The 17,932-nt window shown below is 38.1% G+C and carries 12 protein-coding genes; 4 read left to right on the forward strand and 8 right to left on the reverse strand.

The features are described from left to right. Positions 1–105: 105 nt before the first annotated feature. Positions 106–1,515, reverse strand: a complete 1,410-nt coding sequence (locus BLR86_RS20140) for a glycoside hydrolase family 1 protein (RefSeq protein WP_090765783.1) — start codon at positions 1,513–1,515, stop codon at positions 106–108. Positions 1,516–1,793: 278 nt separating this feature from the next. On the opposite strand from BLR86_RS20140, the gene BLR86_RS20145 reads away from it, so the two are divergent. Further along, a complete protein-coding gene (locus tag BLR86_RS20145) occupies positions 1,794–3,230 on the forward strand; it encodes a MocR-like pyridoxine biosynthesis transcription factor PdxR (RefSeq protein WP_090765786.1) in 1,437 nt (478 codons plus the stop codon). A 553-nt stretch (positions 3,231–3,783) separates the two neighbouring features. Further along, positions 3,784–4,017: an acyl carrier protein gene (gene acpP / locus BLR86_RS20155; RefSeq protein ID WP_090765792.1), complete on the forward strand. Its 234-nt coding sequence runs from the start codon at positions 3,784–3,786 to the stop codon at positions 4,015–4,017. Positions 4,018–4,105: 88 nt separating this feature from the next. Here acpP and BLR86_RS20160 read toward each other — a convergent pair whose 3' ends face one another. The 5 genes from BLR86_RS20160 to BLR86_RS20180 all read right to left on the reverse strand — a co-directional run bounded on the left by BLR86_RS20160 (position 4,106) and on the right by BLR86_RS20180 (position 13,706). Further along, the gene (locus tag BLR86_RS20160) at positions 4,106–5,194 is read right to left on the reverse strand and encodes an MBL fold metallo-hydrolase (RefSeq protein ID WP_090765795.1); all 1,089 of its coding nucleotides are present in this window, start codon (positions 5,192–5,194) and stop codon (positions 4,106–4,108) included. A gap of 437 nt (positions 5,195–5,631) precedes the next feature. Then, positions 5,632–6,954: a TIGR02679 family protein gene (locus BLR86_RS20165; RefSeq protein WP_090765798.1), complete on the reverse strand. Its 1,323-nt coding sequence runs from the start codon at positions 6,952–6,954 to the stop codon at positions 5,632–5,634. Next, positions 6,947–11,056: a TIGR02680 family protein gene (locus BLR86_RS20170; RefSeq protein ID WP_090765800.1), complete on the reverse strand. Its 4,110-nt coding sequence runs from the start codon at positions 11,054–11,056 to the stop codon at positions 6,947–6,949. The genes BLR86_RS20165 and BLR86_RS20170 overlap by 8 nt, the downstream gene beginning before the upstream one ends. Next, the gene (locus BLR86_RS20175) at positions 11,057–12,214 is read right to left on the reverse strand and encodes a TIGR02678 family protein (protein ID WP_090765803.1); all 1,158 of its coding nucleotides are present in this window, start codon (positions 12,212–12,214) and stop codon (positions 11,057–11,059) included. It abuts the gene before it with no gap. Positions 12,215–12,218: 4 nt separating this feature from the next. Beyond that, complete coding sequence (locus tag BLR86_RS20180) at positions 12,219–13,706, reverse strand: TIGR02677 family protein (RefSeq protein WP_090765809.1); 1,488 nt, start codon at positions 13,704–13,706, stop codon at positions 12,219–12,221. Positions 13,707–13,937: 231 nt separating this feature from the next. On the opposite strand from BLR86_RS20180, the gene BLR86_RS20185 reads away from it, so the two are divergent. Beyond that, the gene (locus BLR86_RS20185; protein ID WP_090765812.1) at positions 13,938–15,161 is read left to right on the forward strand and encodes an MBL fold metallo-hydrolase; all 1,224 of its coding nucleotides are present in this window, start codon (positions 13,938–13,940) and stop codon (positions 15,159–15,161) included. Position 15,162: 1 nt separating this feature from the next. Next, positions 15,163–15,429: a DUF3006 family protein gene (locus BLR86_RS20190; RefSeq protein ID WP_090765815.1), complete on the forward strand. Its 267-nt coding sequence runs from the start codon at positions 15,163–15,165 to the stop codon at positions 15,427–15,429. A 142-nt stretch (positions 15,430–15,571) separates the two neighbouring features. On the opposite strand, the gene BLR86_RS20195 is transcribed toward BLR86_RS20190, so the two are convergent. Both BLR86_RS20195 and BLR86_RS20200 read right to left on the reverse strand, forming a co-directional pair. Then, positions 15,572–16,717 (reverse strand): ABC transporter permease, encoded by a 1,146-nt coding sequence (locus BLR86_RS20195; protein WP_090765818.1) that lies wholly within the window; start codon positions 16,715–16,717, stop codon positions 15,572–15,574. Next, on the reverse strand, positions 16,717–17,829 hold the full coding sequence (locus BLR86_RS20200; RefSeq protein WP_090765821.1) for an ABC transporter permease: 1,113 nt from the start codon (positions 17,827–17,829) through the stop codon (positions 16,717–16,719). The genes BLR86_RS20195 and BLR86_RS20200 overlap by 1 nt, the downstream gene beginning before the upstream one ends. Between the last annotated feature and the right edge of the window lie 103 nt (positions 17,830–17,932).

Below are 17,932 nucleotides of genomic sequence, written 5' to 3' on the forward strand. Positions count from 1 at the left end.
ATCTCCCTATAATACGATTTACTAGCAATTCGTTACAATATTCCAAATGGTGTGACCATATATGCTTTTCATTTTGTTTTTCGGACACTCCAGAACTGCTTTGAGTTACAGCTCTTCTCCTCGCGTCTCAATGACATGCTTATACCAATGATACGACAGTTTTTTCTTACGGTTTAAATTGTCCTTATGATCCACGTAAATAAATCCATATTGCTTTTTATACCCGTTTAGCCAGCTTAATAAATCAATTACCGACCATGCATAATACCCTTTTAAATGAATTCCTTCTTGAATGGCAGTTTTGATCACTTTTAAGTGTTCCTCAATGTATTTAATACGAGGGACGTCCACCACTTCACCATCAATAATCGGGTCTTCATCTCCAAGCCCGTTTTCAGTTACATACATTTTTATTTCACCATAACGCTCTTTTAACATATGCAGGCCGTCTAAAAATCCTTGTGGGGAGATTTCCCAGCCCCATTTTGTATACGTTTTATCCTCCATTTTTACGGTTCGATAAAAGCCATCAAACGATGGGTTTCCAGGAGATAGTGTCGATGTTTCTCTTGAATGTTCCATCGTTGAAACAGGTTCATGATTTTTTTCAACACGAATTGGCTGGTAATAATTAAGTCCAATAAAATCATTTTTTGCCGCATTTCTTTTTAACGTATCCAGTTCTTCATCAGTCCAACTCGGAGTCCAACCTTTCTCAAGTAGTTGCTCCACTACATAAGACGGATATTCCCCTTTCAAAATAGGGTCATAATACCAAAAAGTTTCATACTCATTCGCATGTTTGGCAGCTACCAGATTCTCTTGTTTATCATCTACGCTATAGGCTGGTAAGAAAACATGGGTAATCCCAATCTCTCCGTAATAATTTAGTTCCTTATAGACTTCAACGGCTTTTGCATGCGCATAAAACACGTAATGCGTAGCTTGAAAATATTTTTTCTCATCGTTTTGAATACCAGGCGGATGGGCTCCTTTTAAATAGCCTAGTCCGGTAAACATAACCGTTTCATTAAACGTGATCCAATGCTTGACTCGATCGCCGAATGCCCGAAAACAAATCTCAGCATACTTAACAAAGGCTTCAGCTGTCCGCTTATACGTCCATCCCCCATCTTCTTCAAGCGAAAGAGGTAAATCCCAATGATACAGGGTTACAAATGGAACAATCCCATATTGTAAGCATTCATTAATGACATTATTATAAAATTCCAAACCTTTTTCGTTAACTTCGCCGTCGCCTGTTGGCAAGATCCGTGCCCACGAGATCGAAAATCGGTATGATTCCAGTCCCATTTCGGCCATTAATTTAATATCTTCTTTGTACCAATGATAATGATCAATCGCTAAATCACCATTTGTGCCCAAATACGTTTTCCCTGGAATCTTTGAAAAGACATCCCAATTTGTTTCTCCTTTACCATCTTCATTCCATGCACCTTCTATTTGATAAGAAGCAGATGCTGCTCCAAATAAAAAATCATGTGGAAACTTCATTTTAAAACCTCCATATCTTATACCAACTTATTAAATTCATTCTTATATATAATATTTGTAGGTACATATATATATATTATACACTATTATTAAAATTTGACTATCACACCTTGGCATCATTAAACCCAATTCTATACGCTCTACCTTTATCATTCGCCTGCCATTTTACTATAAAACTTTTAATCACAATCTCATTAATAGGTATCTGCCATGAATTATCATTTGAAAAAGTATACAATATTATTTATAGACTTAAATTTGAAAAAAGGATGTACGCAATGGATTGGAAACCTGATAGAGAATCTAAAATACCTATTTATAAACAACTTGCTATCTATATCGAAAACGGGATTGCTGATGGGAGTTTTCCGCCAGATAAACCTTTGCCATCTGAAAGAAGTATGGCCAAAGAACTTGGAATAAACAGGAGCACCGTAATCGCTGCATACAACGAATTGGAATCTAATGGACTGATTGATAGAAATAGAGGCAGCGGTACAACCGTTAGTAAGGATATTTGGGGCATTGCCAAGAAACGGATTCCCAGTTGGAACAGGTACATTGAGGCCGGTTCTTTTCTGCCTAATTTACCTGTAACCCAGAGAATCCATAAAGAAATGGCATTGCATAAACTAATAAATTTAGCTAGTGGGGAGTTATCCCAGGACCTATTTCCAATGGACTCACTTAGAAAAATTACCTCCAATCGATCCTTTATGGGAACCTTGGGATATGACCATCCACAAGGTAACGCTATCTTGCGTGAAACCCTAACAAACCATGTTAGCCAGTTTCGAGCGATAGAAACCAACCCAGCTAATATACTAATAACATCTGGGGCACAGCAAGCATTGCACCTTGTCGTGCAATGTTTGTTAAAACCTGGGGACGCAGTTGCAATCGAAAATCCTTCCTATCATTTCAATCTGCCGATATTTAAATCAACAGGAATAAAAACCTATTATTTAAAATCTGATAAGGACGGAGTGAACCCGGACGATATAACGGAATTATATAAAAAACATAGAATACGGATGATTTTCTTGAATCCTATTTTTCAAAATCCCACTGGCACGCTACTGTCTTTAGAACGTAGAAAAAAGATACTAGAACTATCATCTGAATATGGGATTCCCGTTGTAGAGGATGATCCGTACAGTTTAACCTCTTTTTCAAAGGAAAAAATTCAAACTCTTAAATCATTAGACATTCATGGGAATGTTTTATATATAAGCTCTTTGACAAAAATTGTTGCCTCCGGTTTGAGAATAGGATGGATTATTGGGCCAAAAGCGGTGATTGAAAGATTATCAGATGCTAAACAGCAAGTCGACTTTGGACATGCAAGTTACTCCCAATGGGTTGCAAACGATTTTTTAGATTCCGCTGATTTCGAAGTTCATATGAAGAAATTAGTTAAGGAATTAGAAAGTCGTAGAGATCAAATGGTGGCAAGTTTGAATGCATTTTTAGAAGATCAAATCGAATTTTACATTCCTCATGGTGGAATTCATTTGTGGTGCCGGATAAAAAGGGAGTTTAATGAAATCCAATTACTAGAAGAATCCATTAAAAAAGGAGTCATTTATGTCCCTGGTACAACATTGGGGACTGAAAATGGATACGTCCGTTTTACCTTCGCTAGGGAGAATCAAGAAATAATCAATAAAGGAATAAAGAGGTTTGCCGAAGCGCTAACGATTGTTTCTAACTGATCTAAAAAACACCCCGTAAATGCTAGATTGGGATCTAACTTTACGGGGCATAACATTATAGACTGTCTTTTAGCTATTTATTGACTATTTCAACCAAATATAGATCCCAAGTGCAACTAAAGATAAGGGAATAATTACTGCGTATATTAATGTTAAGTTTGTAGTATTTCTTTTTGTTGAGCTGGTGTAGTTTTCATCAGGCTTTCCTGTAATAAATAAAGTTGAAACTATAGAAAAAATTAATATCAATATAACCAAACCGATCATAATTTCCATGCTGCACCTCGTATTAAATGCCATTAATATTTTTATTAACTAATAGAATTATTATTCAAATCTATCATAACGCAACTTGAAGATTCTTTAACCATCCAATTCACTGAAAAATAGACCATCCACTTTGAAGGCAGGCTATATTAGGACAATCGTACCAATTTTGTTATCCCCACTTTCATATAGTCCAATATTCACAGGATATTGGCAATTCTTTTATCTTTTACGTTCCGAATTAGATTGATATAATGATGGCTATAGCTACTTAGGAGGATGGACAATGACTACATTTGAAAAGTTAAAGCCAATCATTGCAGACCAACTCGGTGTCAAAATCGAGAATGTCACAAAGGAATCATCATTTAAAGACGACTTCGAAGCTGATTCGCTTGATATGGTGAACCTAACGATGGAAATTGAAGATGAATTCGCGATCGAAATTAGTGACAAAGTTGCTGCGACTCTTCAAACAGTCGGTGATGTTGTAAAATTTATTGAAAACCGTAACAAATAGAAAAAAGGCGGATAGCCATACGCAGAAGGACACTAGAATTTGAGTGAACCTACCGCTACAGGCATCCGCTGAATTTAAAATGACGAAACTATTTCCACCAAGGTATTGAAGTTGGCATGGTTTCTTTTAGGAAAACAGTTTCTCCAATTTTTGGAGTTAGTAAGTTAACTCCTCTTTCCTTGGCCATTTGCATTGCTCGTTCTATTGGGTCTGTCCAGGAATGATAAGCCAGTGTAAATGCACCCCAATGAATCAGCATCATGTTTTTACCTTTTACATCAAGATGAGCTTGGACGGATTCTTCCGGCATCATATGGATTGAGGCCCATCGCTTATCATATTGCCCCCCTTCCATTAATGTAAGATCGAATGGACCGTACTTTTCTCCAATCTCTTTAAAATGAGGACCATAACCCCCATCACCACTTGTATATAACCTGTATTTTTTCCCGATAATTACCCACCCCACCCACAATGTAGAGTCTCGATTAAACATGCCTCTCCCTGAAAAATGTTGTGATGGAACCGCTGCAATCGTTAAACCTTCCCATTTCCGTTCCTCCCACCAATTTAATTCAGTTATTTTTTCTGGATGTACCCCCCACCTGCGTAAATGACCAGTTACGCCCATGGGAACAAAAAAATGGCCGACTTTATCTTTTAATTTTAAAATCGATGGATAATCTAAATGATCATAATGATCATGGGTTATGAAAACCGCATCCATTTGCGGCAGCTCATTAATAACATATAACAGATCCTCACTATAGCGCTTGCTCCCTATAAAAGAAACGGGCGAAGGTGATGGTCCAAACATCGGGTCAATCAATATCTTTTTATTATCTAAGTTCAGTAAGAATGTTGAATGACCAAACCAAGTCAAACTGTCTTTATCACTTCGGATTGTGTTCCAATCAAACGAAATCGGTATCGGGTTCTTGGGTTTACGGTCGTTTTTTGCTGTAATAGAATCTTTCAATAAAGAAACGATCGTTGAAAAATTCATTTGCATATTGGTTGGGCTTTGATTGCTAAATTTCCCATTGGAGAAATTGGTGTATAGATTATATTTCTCTATATCCAATTTACTTGGACTAACTCCAAACGTTGGATGAGTAGTAACAAATAGTATTATTGCAATTACTATTACGGTTAAAAAAATAACAAAATACAACATTTATTTCGGATCTCCCTTCAGACAAAATCTTCTATGTAGCTTCATTTCTATCATATAGGAAGATATGGAATGCTGTAAATTTTCAGGTAAAGGAAATGCTTCAACTGGGTCTGCAGTGACCCAAATCAGAACTAAAAATAAATTTCGGTCATTGCAGACCCGCTGGAGTGACCCTAACCTAGTCCAAAAACAACTTTCGGTCATTGCAGACCCGCTGGAGTGACCCTAACCTGGTCCAAAAACAACTTTCGGTCATTGCAGACCCACTGGAGTGACCCAATCCTGTTCCAAAAACAACTTTCGGTCATTGCAGACCCTCTGGAGTGACCCAATCCTATTCCAAAAACAACTTTCGGTCATTTCCTCAAAATTCATTGATGATAAATAGTAATTGATCATAATACTTCTTAACCATTTCACCAATTACCAAATTTTAATTATTCTTTTTTAGTGTATCGGTTACCAACCAATGAGGTTTTAAACTCACTTTCTATATCACGAACAAGTTCCGATACTAAACCTTCTTGATAACCAGCTTTTTTCCTTAATCGTATTACATTTATGACTTCAACTAGTTCTGGCGAGTTTATTGGATCCATTTTTGATAATCTGCTAGAAATGTCTTCTTCAGAAATCGTTTTTTCATAGGAATCCACGTCCATTCTCCAAATAGTAACACGATCTTGGTACCGTTCTTTTAATCGGTGGGCTATTAAAACTCCCTCAGGATCGAGGTCTCCTGAATAAAATAGTTGCGACCCCGATTCCACTAGTAAATCCAACATCATCCAGCTAGCTGTTCGCAGCTGTCCATGTGTACAGATTATTGGTGCCCTTGGAACCTCATCCACTATGGTTGAACATACACTTGAATTTTCAACCACCCAAACTTTTCCCCCACTTTCAGGCCAAATGCTTTTTAATTTCAACAATTCTTTAAAAGGCACGTTTAACACGGTCCCTATCTCAGCGGCTGCCTTCCAAACAGGGTGAAGCCCCAACTCACCTTCTGCTAGGAACCCGCGACAGGAAACAAAACTCCATAAGTCATCCCTCATCAAACCATAGCTGCTAAGCAATTCGTTTAGTTCTTCTGTTGTTTTTGGCATCCCGGGTTCACGAAGACCCTTTAGTTGTTGATCTACCTGCATACAATTGATGAGTAATTTCCCTGTTACTTGATTAGGATCAAAAAAATGCGGGTTGCCTGTTGTTCTTTGTGCAAAGAGTGGCAGTTTTTCATACTTATGGTTACGAAAGGGCAAATCTTGAAACCCACCAAAAACAGTTTTTAGTTTTTCCTGTAATTCGGTTGAATCCAGCTTGTAAAGAGACCAGATCCATCGTGAATCTGGTGGTTTTGACTCCATCCAGTCCCACCACCATCTTCCTTGAGGGCATGCTTCCAATAACTCTTGGAAAAAATTTCTTTCTTTGATTTCTTCCCTTCCGATTTCCTCACTTTTGGTGAGAATGGTTTCACCTAGAACTTTTTCTAGAAGTTCGATGAGTGAATACTCAGCATAACCAGTCTTCGATAATTCTTTTTCAAAGGAAAGTAATGAAACCGTACCTTTTTCCAGAATTTCTTCAACAGGCTGCCCTAAATAACCTGCAATTGACTCCACTTCTTTGAATGCAAAAGAACGTATACTTACAGAACCACCAATTCTTCCCAGTGAACGATATTTTTCCTTAAACAAGCGAAATAGTTTTAGAAACCCAGGTTCAACTCGAAACACCTGAACTTTATCATTCATTTATAAACAGCTCCTCAACAGGCTGTTCATCAATCACAAACGAACGTTGCTTCCCATCCCATTGGTAGCGAATCACCGTTACGAAATCAGCATTCTTTGGTCTGACTAACTCACAAATTGCTAGACTGGATATAGTGTCATAATCCCCCCATAATGCTTGTGAGTTCATAATATAATTGAAGCCTAGCTGTTCTACCACTTCAAACATATCACGTATATTATTCTCATCAACTCCAGCAAAGGCTTCATCAAGTGAAATGATATACGGTGCCATTTCTCCAGCTTCCTTATAGCGTGAATAGGCAGCCGTAAATAGTGGAATGTACATCGCCATTGCCTTTTCCCCACCGCTAAATTTAAAGAAAGCATTATTCGTCAATTCTCGTTTTGGTTCGTTAACGCGTTTGTAGGAAAGGACAAAGGTAAACCATTTACGATAGTCTAACACTTCCTTTAAAACTTGATGAAGCGTTGATCCTTCATTCCGTAATTGAATCAGCTCCTTCGCTTTTTCAATTCTTGATTGGAAATGCTTTGTAATTGAATTTAAGTCATCTTCATTTAAAAATTTACTATTCCGCTGGAGCAGCTTGACTAAATCTTTTGTGTCTAGTTCTTGTTCAGATTCGGCTGTTAATGGTTTCCAAGCAATTGAAAAAGTCAATCCCGATGAGTTATCACGGCTTTCCATGATTTTGTCCATCTCGTTCACCCATTTTTCAGCACGCTTGATTCGATTTCTTAAGATGACACCTACAGTATTGACAATAATATCTTCATAGAGTCTTCGGTCTTGTTCATCTAGCCAGCCTTTTTGATCTTCCTGCTCTTTTTCTAAGGATGTGTACACAAAATAAGGACTTACCCGTTGACCCTTATATTCCATTAGAATCAAGCGGCGACTTTTGAGCTGGTTCCACTCGTTTATAAATGGTTCATAATAATCGCCCCAGTCCTTTGAAAACCACTCTGGACGATCAGTATCTTCTGGGTATTCAAACATCCTGTATTCAGTAAGGTATGCCTGCTCATTAATGAACACCCTTGTCAGCTGCTCATTTAGTTTGGAACGCTCGTACTTTCCTAGTACATGCTCAAGCTGTTTGATAATTTTTGCAGGATCCCTCTCGTCGCTTTCAACAAAACCACGGTTGATTTCAGCATTGACCATCTTTTCCCATTCATCCACCATATTGGACCAGAATTCAGCGCTTATTTTGGCTGTACCTAATTCCCTTTGACAGGTTTCTTGGTTCGCTTTATTTGTTGGAATGGTTTCTAACAGATAATTGATACCATCATCTACTTCTTTAAGCTGTTGTTGTACCTGTCGAATGCGAAGTCTAACTTCATCAATTCCTTTTAACTTTAACTGTTGCTCAATAGACTCTATTTCCGCTTGTTCTTTTCTACGCTGTGAATCCTTGATATTTTGCTCTCCTTTAAGATCGTCCAGCTCCTCTTCCAATTCCACCAAACGTTTGCTTAATTCCTTCGTTCTTTGTTGAGCGAAAATGCACTTTTGAAACAAATCCTTAAAGCTATAGACATATCTTAGATAACTTTTAGCTGACACTAAAGCTTGCCCTAAGATATCTTTCGTCAGCGTGAGATTTAGCTGACTTCCTTCTTGGTGGAGCCTTAGTTTAATGGCCTTAAGCTGTTCATGTACAAGTTTCCATTGTTCATCCAGCTGGTTAAGGATATTTTTCTCCGCCTCTAATTTATGCCCTGTACTCTCCATTTGACCAAACACGTCACTTAATACGGAATCTTCCGGCATCGACTGCTTCCATTCTTCTGCCTGTTGAAGATTAATCTCATATTCATGCAATTGAACGTTTAATTCCTCTATTTCTAATTGGATTTGACCAATAAGTTCTTCACATTCCTTGATTTTTTCTTGCTGGTAACGCTCGCGGGAGGAGCGGCCTATAAATTTTGAAGGACCCTCATTTGGTGCATGTCCAATTAAACAGCCAAGTGAGTATGACCCGTCCACATCCACATGAAAACCAGTGCCTTCCTGTTCAAGTGGAATACTTCGTAATATTTCATCTACGAGTTTACTTGAAATCAGACTATCATCCTCTAAATCAGGCCGTAAATAATCAGCTAAGGTATATCCTAGAAGTTGCGGTTCCGGTCTAAATACCCGATCATGTTTGGGAGTAAATGACTTCTCAGTGATAAGGCTGTCCAATATTCCCGTTTGTTTTAATGCTGCCTCGATTCGTTCCTTCTGTTCTTCTGTGACATGATCTTGGAATTCTACTGCTGCATAAAACGGGATAAAGTTTTGTCCATCGCCTTTCAACTGCTCTCTGAATACTTCTGTATCTTTGGCACGGTCAGGATTTGGCATTTTCATTGTTTTCCAGAAATGAAGCTCTGTCTTGGCTTTCTCCATTTCTGCCTTTTTATCGTCTATCAATGCTGACGTTAGTTCTCTCATCGTACGAGTATTTGTAATATAATCGTTAATCCCTGCAAATAGTTTTTCTCTTACTCTTTCATAGCGATTATCTTCATATAGACCTTCAATCAATCGGGCAAGTTCTTGACGGCTCTCATTTGAAAAAATAAGCTTGTCGTGCGACTCCACCCAAGAAAATACTTGGTTCTCAAGCTTTTGCTTTTCTTCTGTAAACCAATCATTCAAGTGATCGAGATTTTTTCGCAATTCATCTACATGTTTCTTTTTTTCAGAGGATTGCCGCTGCAGTCGAGTATGCTCTTCCATTAGACGATTCTCGTCATCCGCTAATTCTTTTAATTGAGTAAGTAGTTGTTCATGACTCCCAATCTCCTGAAGCCAGATCGAAAAATCAAACTCATCATCCCGATGCCGTTCAAAATCGTGTACGTTTACTTCATGCTGTGAAAAGGCTGACTCTTGTGCATCATATTGCATTTCCTCAAGTATTTGTTCCATACCACTTTCATGTTCTCGAATCTCATTTTGACATTTCTCACGTTCCTGCCAAACCGTGTTGTATTGACCATTTTTAACATCCCATTTCCGTTGTAATGAGCCAATTTCATCGATCAATGTTTTTGTATTTTCTATCTTCTTACGTCTTTCCTCCTCAAGATTCCAAACCTCATGTTTTTCTAGCCGCTTTTTTTCTTCTACAGCAACCTCTTTTTGCTGGATAAATTGCTGTTTCTGTTTGATCTGTTGGTTTATTTCCAAACCCAGATTTTCATTTTTGGTTGTTAATTCATTTACTACACGTGCAGCCTCATTGTACCTATTTGAAGCTTCCTGCCATTTTACTGACCGTTCCGTTAAAATATATTGATTATACAAATGATAGTGATTCACCAATCTGTTGCTAGAGGAAAACTCACGCTCTAACTGTTCAAGCTGCTGTTGAGTTTGATCCATACTCTCGATTGTATCCGATAGATGTCGTAACTCATCGTCTGTTAACGGAGGTAAGGCTGATTCTAAAATCTCATATATGACTGTTGGTTTAAAATCCTTTGATAGCTTAGGACTACGCAATTGGATTAAAAGCTTGATTAAGTCTTCATATGCTTCATTCGATTGGAAGCCAAAAATATATTTATTAACGAGCTCCATATATTCACGTTGTGAATGAACTACATAACCACCATCAGCGATACGGTTTTCCAGTTCTTTCGCAGAAAAGGGAACCCGATCTCCGAGCTGGGAATGGGCAAGTTCGAAATCATGTCCAATTCTCCTGTTATCGGTTATGATAAAGTACCAAGATTTGATTCCTTTATTTCTTTTTGCCTGCATCCCTATTCCTGTAGTAATGTAGCGCTCTACTCCTGCTTTTTTATATTCCATAAAAAGATAGCCAGTGCGCTCGTCACGATCGACGACTTCTTTTTCTCCAAGCAGGTAATCTTCCATTCTCCGAGCTTTTGAACCAAATGGATCAAGTCGGTCAGGAGACTTTTTCCCATCTAATAACACAGGTAGAAAGCTCTGCATGGTCACCGATTTCCCCGAACCATTTGTTCCCCGAAGAAGAAGTTTTCCATCAGAAAAATGAAAAGTTTCATCATCGTAATACCAAAAATTTAATAATCCCGCTCGGTTCATCACCCATTTTGCTTCTGTCATTTACTGTTCCTCCTGTTTATAATCACTCGGATAGTCTCCAGCCATGACTCCTACTAATGACTTGATCCGAATTAAAGACGTCTCGGGTTCCACTTCTACCATCATCCAATCCTTCATCGAACGGAGCAGCTCGGTTCGAGTTCCACTTGTACTCATATCTCGGAAATACTTCGCCCAGCCACTACCATATTGTTCACGTAAATCATCCATCACTTGTTCAAACTCACCCTCTGTCATCAGGATTTCACCATTCTCATTCGCCTTAAAACGCTCTGGCTGTCCGTGAATATACTTTGATAACTGAAGGATGATATCAGTGGATGCCTTTGTATTTGGGAATATCTGATGATACTGCTTCGGCTCTGCAATCGATAAAAAAGCAGTATTTTTGTAGACATGCAATTTATAATCACTATGTTTTTCAATATCTTCCGCCAATCGGTTGCGATAATTTCGGATATAGAGAAAATCTGGGTCTTGCTGATCTCTACGGTGCAAGCCAGGTGAAAAGAAAAGCTTACGATAAACCCTCTTCCGCCGTTCGTCTTCCTGATTTATTTTCCAGTCTTCTTTTAATAATTCGCTCCAATGTTGATACTTTGAAAAGTCATCTGAATACGTTCTCATGAAATAGCGGCTATAGGTGGTAGCTTCATATAAAACTTCTTGTTCTTCATTTTGATCAAAGCGACTGATATCACCATCGATTGTCACAATCAACTGAAATTCCATTAAGACTTTGACGGCTCTAATCAAGGATTTCCGATGGGTGTATAGAGTCCAGTCAAGCGGAAAATCTCCCGGATAATCTGCCTGAATCTCCTGACATAGTTCCGAGAGAAGGAACTGTTCATCCACTGCTTTGCCTTCTAAAAAAGAAAGGGCACAGCAAAAAACAGCATAGTCCATTGGCTCTTGAAAATCTTGAATTCCCATCCATGCTTCTGGTTCAACTGGGATTTTTTCGAGTTTGATAAAATGTTGGTGAACAATTAGACGCAAACCGAACTTTTCATTCATATAGCGACGGAGTACTTTCTCTCTTTCCCGAATTAGTTGATACCATTCCGGTTGTTCCGCACGTAAAATCCAATAATGATGAAACAAGATGTCCATCCCTTGAATCGCCTTTTCATCGAATACTTGTGTTTGCTCCATATAATCACCTATTCTCCTCAAAAACGAATGTAGCGTCTGGCATTAAAATATTTCCATCTTCTGCCTTTAACACGATTTGTCTCTCATGATCCAGAATTACCTTTACTTGTAATCCGTAATCAGTTTTAACGACACGATGTTTATTGGCCATAGATTTTCCAATCCAGCCTAATAAAACTTTTCTGATAAATGGTTCGACAGTGGAAAGCGAAGAGAGAGTGATTTTTCCTTTGTTTATATATTTTTCTATTAACCTTATCTCTTGTTCACGTTCCTTAAGATATTGCTCTCGCTGCTCTTTTTTCCTAGATTCATTCGAATTAAAGGAACCCGGCTTCGTTTTTTCCCGATAGCGAACGGTCCGCGGCTTAATGGTCAATTCTGTTGGTGCCTCATCCCAGGTGTCCACATGCAGGTTCTCAGTGGTTGCCTCTGCCAACTGTAAATGCTGAATGGTCAACGAGCCGAACACAACAGCTGATAGTTTATGAGCTTCATCATTATCCAGGCATTCTGTAAACCATTTAGATAATTGGAGGTAGTCCTTTTTTCGACTGCGAAAGTGTTGCTGCCTCTCTCCGATACGCTGTACATATCGCGTCATTCTGCGAATCATTTCATTGGTCTGCCACTGGAGGATAACTAGTTCACTTTGTTGACTCGTTGACCCAAGAAACCACTGCCTCAACGAAAACCAATATTCTTCATATTCTATTAACCAGTCGGAGATAGACGTAGAAACGTCCTCAAGACGGGGTATTGCTCCACGGTGCTCGATTAATTTTTGAAAGTATTTCTGCAAGCGTTCGGGAGGTAATTCTGTCAACAAATGCTGAATTTGCAGCGATGTTTTTTGCAAGGAAACGATAAAATCTCGCAAATATGTCGTAAACTGATTTTTATAAACAAGAAATGCCTCTGTCTGCATGCGCTGATCGGTTTGTTCACTATTAATATAAGCTATATAATCGGCTGTACTTGTCCGGATAGTTTGAAAAAAGCGAAATATATCCTCCCAAATCCGCATGTAATCTTCCGCTGATTTGTTTAAATCATTTTCAAGTTCTTTTTGCAGAGTGTTTAAAGCCTGGGATAATCGATCAAACTGTGATCGTTCCAAAGATCCTTGAAACGTATCGCCTAGCTTCTCAAGCTGAACAAGCATTCTCTCAATTTCAACCGTGTACGGTGTACATTGATAACGAAACCGTTTCTTTTTGTATTCTTCAATCGTTTTAGCGTTGGTCATATCTTGCCTGGCAATTAAATTATTCCATTTTACTAGCTGCGCTAACTGTTGATGAAGCTGCTCCTCTTGATAATCTGCAAACCTTGGAATCGAACATATATATTCCAATAATTCTTCCGGTGCAATAAAATCTCTCATTCTCTCGTGTTGATGATAAAAATAGCGGAGAATGGTTCGATAGTGTGCCGCTGAGTCCGCTGTTAAATAGCTAGCTTCTATTATTTTTTTCATCGTTGAATCCACTGTCATCATCCTAATTTAAGTTAATTATTACAATTGTATAATATATATTTTAGGATTTATATGGAAAAAAATACTTTACTAGATAATAAATATATATATTTAATGATGCTAACCGAATTTTATGAGTAGATTACTTAAATGCATTGGTATCATAATTTTTATTACCTCAAACCTAAATTGTCTGAAAAAGAGCGATTTGTGATAAGCTAATAGATGAAAAGGAGGAATTAAATGCAGAAACGTTACCTTTTTGCGCTATTTAGCTTTATTACTATTTTTCTCTTAAGTGGTTGTGGACAAGATCCGGTCAAACCTAACCCTACCAATTTAGCAGAGCAACAAGAAAAGATTACTGACAAGTCATTGCCAGCGGAACAGGAAGAAACTGAAAATAGTGAAGAGAACACAGTAATTCCTTCAGACTTATCAGATCTTAAGGTGCACTTCATTGATGTTGGCCAAGGTGATTCGACTCTACTTCAATTTTCCAAGGACAATGAGGACTATACTATTCTCATTGATGCAGGTAATTGGACCGGAGATGAAGTGGTGAATTATTTAAAGTCGCAAAATGTTACACAGATTGATATAGCGATTGGGACACATCCTGATGCGGATCATATTGGGCAGCTAGATAAAGTAATTAATACCTTTAACGTTGGTGAAGTCTGGTTGTCAGGGAATACTAATCCCTCACAAATCTTTCAAAAACTTTTAAGTGCCATCGAATCGAAAAAAGTCGATTACTATGAACCTAGAATGGGTGACGAGTTTGAAATTGGACCACTAAAAATGGATGTCCTCTACCCAAAAACAATTAGCGAACATGATAATGAAGAATCCATTTCGTTAAAACTAACCTATGGTGAGGTTGTCTTTATTTTAACAGGTGATGCCACCACGGATGCTGAACTTAAAATGCTGCAAAGTGGAATTGATATGAAGGCAGACATCCTTAAACTTGGCCATCATGGCTCCTCTACTTCTACACACCCAACATTCTTGCGGGAAGTGAATCCATCTGTTGCCATTTACAGTGCTGGCTTGAATAATACCTATGGTCATCCCAATGAAGAAGTGGTAAATCTCGTTAAAAATACTGGGGTTCAACTATATGGCACCGATGTTCATGGAACAATTCTCGTAACAAGTGATGGAAAAGACTATAAGGTTTTAACGAAAAAAGATGGTACGATTACACCGTCTAGCAGTGGTAAAACACCAAAAGATGAGGTTAAGGTTGAACCTGCACCGATTGTTGGTAATTGCATTGACATAAATAGTGCATCCATCGAGCAATTACAAGAAATCCAACATATCGGTCCAGCACGTGCGCAGGATGTAATTAACTTACGACCTTTTCGTTCCATTGATGATATAGCACGAATAAGTGGAATTGGACCAGCTAGAATTGCAGATATTAAATCGCAAGGAATTGCTTGTGTAGGAGGTTAGGATGATTAAGGGTTATTTAGACAGAATCGAAGACAACAAATTTGCCGTTATTTTAGTCGATGAAATCAAAAAGGAATTTATTGTTCCGACGGTGCAACTGCCCGAAGGAAGCAAGGTAAACTCCTATTTTGAACTCACCATCGAAAATGAAAAAATCACATCTATCACATTAGACGAACAAACGACTTTTTCTGAACAGAAAAAGATAAATGAAATGATGACAAAGCTACGTTCTAAGAGTAAAGGCAGTAAATTTAAAAAGAACTAACTTTCGGTCTCATAGATATGTTTTAACAAAATCTAATGAAAACGTTGTATATTATCGACTAATATGCAATTAATTAAGCGAACAGCACCAGACTGTTCGCTTTTTATCTGTATCACTGGGCGACTTCAATGCTCCTCATTTTTCATACAAAATTCTGGGTCGTATTATTCCTGCTGAATCGATAAACGGCAATTAAGAAAAAGGCCAATGCAAAAGCGAATAAGATCATGTAATTTAAATATAATCCATTAAATGCGTTTCCTTCCTGGAGTTTTGTTAACGTATCTAAGGTCCAGCGCTGCGGCAGGAAATCTGCAATTTTTTGCAAGGATGCGGGCATCACTTCAATTGGCCAAAAGCAACCAGAGAGCATAACGGTTGGTGTGATGATGAGATTTTGTAATGCGTTTGCTGCACTGCGACTGTTTGAAAAAGAGATAATCACTAACGATAGCCCGACAGCAACCAAGGAGAATAAAAACATGACAAAAGCAGCTTCCCAAAAGGAAATGTTGATGCCAATATGAAAGATGTTTTTCATAATCGTTAAGGTGATTAATACCTGAATGGTCATGATGATCATGTTTACGATGACATTTGAGATCAGGTATTTTCTCGCATTAATTGGAGTCGATAGTAGTCGGAAATAGGTTCGGTTTTCTTTTTCCAAAAGAATGATTTCAGACATACTACATGCAGACAACAGCATGATCATAATCAGGAAGCCGATCGTTTGATTGGTCATATTCTTATTTTTTGTTGTATCTTCTAAATATTGAGTGGACAACTTGAAATCTGATTGTTGATAATCTTTGTACATCTTGTCAAAGATTTGTTGATTCCCTGCTGCTGCAAAACTAATGGTTGCGATATTATTGATATATTGTTGCAAATAGGATTTCACGTACCCCGTTATGGCTGCACCCTTAATAGAGGTAATTTGGATATGGCTAGGGTCCCCGTCTAAAATACTTTTTGAATAGCCTTTTTCAAAGGTAATAACACTGTCCAGTTTGCCAGATGAAATGTTTTCCTGAACATCTTCCACATCAATCTTGGAAATCGCCACATTCTCTAATCCTTTTAAAAATTTGATAGTATCTGATGTGATTTCATTTTTGTCTAAACTCACAATTCCTACATGAAGAACTGTTTGATGGTTACCAGCATATACGAGCAGGGAAATAAAAATTCCAATTAGCGGTAAACAAAGATACATGATGATGTTTTTCTTTTTTCGAAAGGTTACTTGAAGAGTGTTTTGAATGATCCAGAGGATGTCTTTCATTACAGCCCCTCCCGTCTTTGCAAAGTGATAACGGCCACAAGTAAAAATAACAGTGATCCGGTAAGATTAATCGTGATCGCAGGTATGGCTGCAGAAAAGTCATTCGCATAAATTATTTGAGTTATTGCTTTATTCATCCAGGTTAGCGGTGAGAGTTCGGTAATAAGTTTAAAAATTCCTTCCGGGTTCTCAATTTTAAAATATGCTCCCCCAAAAAAGGACGATAACTGTGCAAATAACAAGATGATAATGCTCGGAGCAGCACTTGTTTTCGTAATGAAGCTAACGCCAATTCCCATGCTCACAGCAAACACAACTTCTGTCAGCAAAACAAGAGATACCAATCCAAGATTGTCACCCCAATTGGCTTTAAAAAAGAGCTTGCTAAACAAAATGACGAGTATAATACAGACGCTATTAACAACGAGGCTGCCGAGCACTTTCCCGATAAAGATTTCACTTTTTCTTACCGGCGAAACAATGAGGCGATCCCCGGTCTTTCTCACCCGTTCACTCACTATTAATGAGCTTGACCCCATGGCCCCATAAAGAATAATCATCGTCGTTGTCACAATCGCATAGTAATCCATCGAACCTGGCTGTTTATTAGGAAGTAGTGAAGTTTCTTTAATAAAATCATCAAGCTGTTCACGGGTGAAGGCACTTTCTAACTTATCAGGAGCTGTTTTGATGATTTCTGCAGCAATATTGGATTGACCCACATAGGAGGAAAGCATTCCTTGAAGGATATTTCCTTCAATACTGCTCCCATTATTTAAAAAAAGCTGGATACCATCTGCAGTCACTTCCACATATCCATCGTACTTCATTTGCTTCACTTCTTGTTTCCCCTCTAAATTTTCTGAAGCTTCCTTATAATGAATTCCTGATTTTTCGGTCTCAGCTATAAAATACTGAAAGTTTTTACTGTTCGAAGTATCTTTATATAACACATGGATATCTTCCACTGGGAGACTGGTCGTAAACGTGTTGGACAAGGCTGTTCCAAGGACGAGCATTAATAAAATCGGGAAAGCCAGCATAAAAAACAAAGTCCGTATATCGCGGAATTCCGTTTTAATTCCCTTCCAGGCAATATTGATTATATTCAAAATAAAAACCTCCCTCTATAAATGTTGATTTATCAACGGTTTGACCCGTTGGTGGGGTGTCAAAAAAATATTTTTCGACACGCTTCCTAACAATACTTTCATA

It is taken from the genome of Bacillus sp. OK048 (assembly GCF_900103525.1).
GTDB lineage: Bacteria > Bacillota > Bacilli > Bacillales > Cytobacillaceae > Neobacillus.

Excerpts from the sequence above, each read along its gene's own strand:
- BLR86_RS20160 (WP_090765795.1), bottom strand. The coding sequence starts at position 5,194 with ATGTTGTATTTTGTTATTTTTTTAACCGTAATAGTAATTGCAATAATA.
- BLR86_RS20170 (WP_090765800.1), bottom strand. The coding sequence starts at position 11,056 with ATGACAGAAGCAAAATGGGTGATGAACCGAGCGGGATTATTAAATTTT.
- BLR86_RS20175 (WP_090765803.1), bottom strand. The coding sequence starts at position 12,214 with ATGGAGCAAACACAAGTATTCGATGAAAAGGCGATTCAAGGGATGGAC.
- BLR86_RS20195 (WP_090765818.1), bottom strand. The coding sequence starts at position 16,717 with ATGAAAGACATCCTCTGGATCATTCAAAACACTCTTCAAGTAACCTTT.
- BLR86_RS20145 (WP_090765786.1), top strand. The coding sequence starts at position 1,794 with ATGGATTGGAAACCTGATAGAGAATCTAAAATACCTATTTATAAACAA.
- BLR86_RS20165 (WP_090765798.1), bottom strand. The coding sequence starts at position 6,954 with ATGAATGATAAAGTTCAGGTGTTTCGAGTTGAACCTGGGTTTCTAAAA.
- BLR86_RS20140 (WP_090765783.1), bottom strand. The coding sequence starts at position 1,515 with ATGAAGTTTCCACATGATTTTTTATTTGGAGCAGCATCTGCTTCTTAT.
- BLR86_RS20185 (WP_090765812.1), top strand. The coding sequence starts at position 13,938 with ATGCAGAAACGTTACCTTTTTGCGCTATTTAGCTTTATTACTATTTTT.
- acpP (WP_090765792.1), top strand. The coding sequence starts at position 3,784 with ATGACTACATTTGAAAAGTTAAAGCCAATCATTGCAGACCAACTCGGT.
- BLR86_RS20190 (WP_090765815.1), top strand. The coding sequence starts at position 15,163 with ATGATTAAGGGTTATTTAGACAGAATCGAAGACAACAAATTTGCCGTT.